Source organism: Inquilinus sp. (assembly GCF_057815775.1).
The window spans coordinates 1-2489 of the sequence record NZ_JBYRFX010000413.1 but is presented as its reverse complement, the minus strand read 5'-3'; the positions used below and the strand labels follow the sequence as shown (position 1 = coordinate 2489).

The window sequence follows — 2489 nt, the reverse complement described above, 5'->3', positions numbered from 1 at the left end:
TGCCACTTGTATTGCCTCCATTGATTTATATATACTGTTTTATCTAATGTAAATTATATTATAATTTTAAGTTATTTAGGAAAATATTTAACCGAGCCAATATCTATTTTGTTAATCTAATCCTTATATTCAGTGCTCATGCAAGTCTATTTTGCCATGTGAGTAGAATTTGTAGTAAATTAAATCCGATATTAAACCTGCTCAGCCATTCACGATAGGGAGTTTTTAGTTGTAGATAGATAACCTATCCAAAAATCGGAATAACTTGGAAAATCAAGTCCCGTTTACCTATCGAAAAGTCCGAGACAACTCATGTCAGTATTGCACAACGTCACGCCAGTTGAACATCCCGACGGGGCCGCAAGATTGCAATGAGCACAGCGCTTTTAGAAAGGGCCGGTGCTGATGCCCCGTTTCTCCTCACCCCACCTGCTCCGCATGATGGCACGCCACGTCGCGCCCATCCACCGGGCGCAGTTCCGGCCGGTCCACGCTGCACACATCGGTGGCGAACGGGCAGCGGCGGTGGAAGGCGCAGCCCGGCGGCGGGTTGAGCGGGGAGGGGAGTTCGCCGGCCAGCACCACGCGCGCGGCCCGCTTGGCCGGGTCGACGAAGGGGGTCGAGGCCAGCAGCGCGCGGGTGTAGGGGTGGCGCGGGTGGCGGAAGATCGTGGCCTTGTCGCCATGCTCGACCGGCCGTCCCAGATACATCACCACCAGATCGTCGGCGATGTGCTCCACCACCGACAGGCCGTGGCTGATGAACAGATAGGCCAGGCCGAACTCGTCCTGCAGGTCCATCAGCAGGTTCAGCACCTGGGCCTGGATCGAGACGTCCAGCGCCGAGACCGGCTCGTCCGCCACCACCACCTTGGGCCGCAGCATCAGGGCGCGGGCAATGGCGATGCGCTGGCGCTGGCCGCCCGAGAACATGTGGGGATAGCGGTCGTAATGCTCCGGCCGCAGGCCGACCTTGGACAGCATCGCCTCGGCCGCGTGCCGCCGCTCCGGCGCCTTCATGTCGGTGTTGATCTTCAGCGGCTCCTCCAGGATCGTGCCCACCTTCTTGCGCGGGTTCAGCGAGCCATAGGGGTCCTGGAACACGATCTGCACCGCGCTGCGCAGGCGGCGGCGCTGGGCGGCGTCGGCGGTGGCGACCGGGATGCCGTCGATGGTCAAATCGCCGCCGCTCGGCGGCTCGATCATGGTGACGACGCGGGCCAGGGTGGACTTGCCGCAGCCGGATTCGCCCACCACCGCCAGGGTCTTGCCCGGCTGCAGGGTGAAGGACAGCTCGCTCAGCGCCCGCAGCGTCTGCGCCGGGCGGAAGGGCGAGGTCTTGACCTCGTAGAAGCGGCTCAGCTGCCGCGCTTCGACGACCGCCGTCATGCGCGGATCTCCTCGGACGAACCCTGGGGGGCCGGGCCCGGTTGGGCGGGGCCGCTCTCTATCGGATTGAAGCAGCGCGTCCGGCCGTCCCGGTCCGGCGCGATCTCGGGGTGCTGGGCGCGGCAGCGGTCCAGCACGTTGCGGCAGCGCGGGTTGAACAGGCAGCCGGCCGGCCGGTCATAGGGCCCCGGCACCCCGCCGGGGATGGTCGGCAGCCGGCGGTGGCCGGTGCTGCGCTCCGGCAGCGCCTCCAAGAGGGCGCCGGTGTAGGGGTGGCGCGGCCGGGTGAACAGGCCGCCGACCATGCGCTCCTCCACCAGCTCGCCGGCATACATCACATTGACCCGCTGCGCCGTCTCGGCCACCACGCCCATGTCGTGGGTGATCAGCACCAGCGCCATGCCCTGGTCGCGCTGCAGCGTCGCCAGCAGGTCCAGGATCTGGGCCTGGATGGTGACATCAAGCGCCGTGGTCGGCTCGTCGGCGATCAAGAGCTTGGGCTTGCAGGCGATCGCCATCGCGATCATCACCCGCTGGTTCATGCCGCCCGACAGCTGGTGCGGGAAGCTGTCGACCCGGGTCTCCGGCGCCGGGATGCCGACCGGGCCCAGCAGCTGCACGGTGCGGTCGCGGCGCGCGCGCCGGCTGCCGCCCTCATGCACCTTCAGCGTCTCCATGATCTGGAAGCCGACGGTGAAGCAGGGGTTCAGGCTGGTCATCGGCTCCTGGAAGATCATCGCCATGTCCTTGCCGGTGATCTTGCGGCGCTGGCGCGGCGACATCTTCAGCAGGTCGTGGCCGTCGAAGGCCAGGCGGTCGGCGGTGACCTTGCCGGGGAAGGCGACCAGCCCCATCAGCGCCAGCATGCTGACGGATTTGCCGGAGCCGGATTCGCCGACGATGCCCAGGATCTCGCCGGCATCGATGGTGAGGTCGAGGCCGGAGACGGCCCGGAACAGGCCCTTCCCGGCCGGGAACTCGACCGTCAGGTTGCGGATTTCAAGCAGGGGCATCAGCGTTTCAGTCTCGGGTCGAGCGCGTCGCGCAGGCCGTCGCCCAGCAGGTTGAAGGCCAGGACGGTGATCAGGATGGCGAGGCCG

2 protein-coding genes are annotated in these 2489 nt (G+C 64.9%); both read right to left on the bottom strand.

Annotated features, from left to right (window positions below; translation table 11 throughout):
• Window positions 1-420 precede the first annotated feature (420 nt).
• Window positions 421-1389 (bottom strand): peptide ABC transporter ATP-binding protein, encoded by a 969-nt coding sequence (locus tag AC3XYG_RS14670; RefSeq protein WP_489140580.1) that lies wholly within the window; start codon window positions 1387-1389, stop codon window positions 421-423.
• Complete coding sequence (locus tag AC3XYG_RS14665; protein WP_489140579.1) at window positions 1386-2402, bottom strand: ABC transporter ATP-binding protein; 1017 nt, start codon at window positions 2400-2402, stop codon at window positions 1386-1388. The genes AC3XYG_RS14670 and AC3XYG_RS14665 overlap by 4 nt, the downstream gene beginning before the upstream one ends.
• Between the last annotated feature and the right edge of the window lie 87 nt (window positions 2403-2489).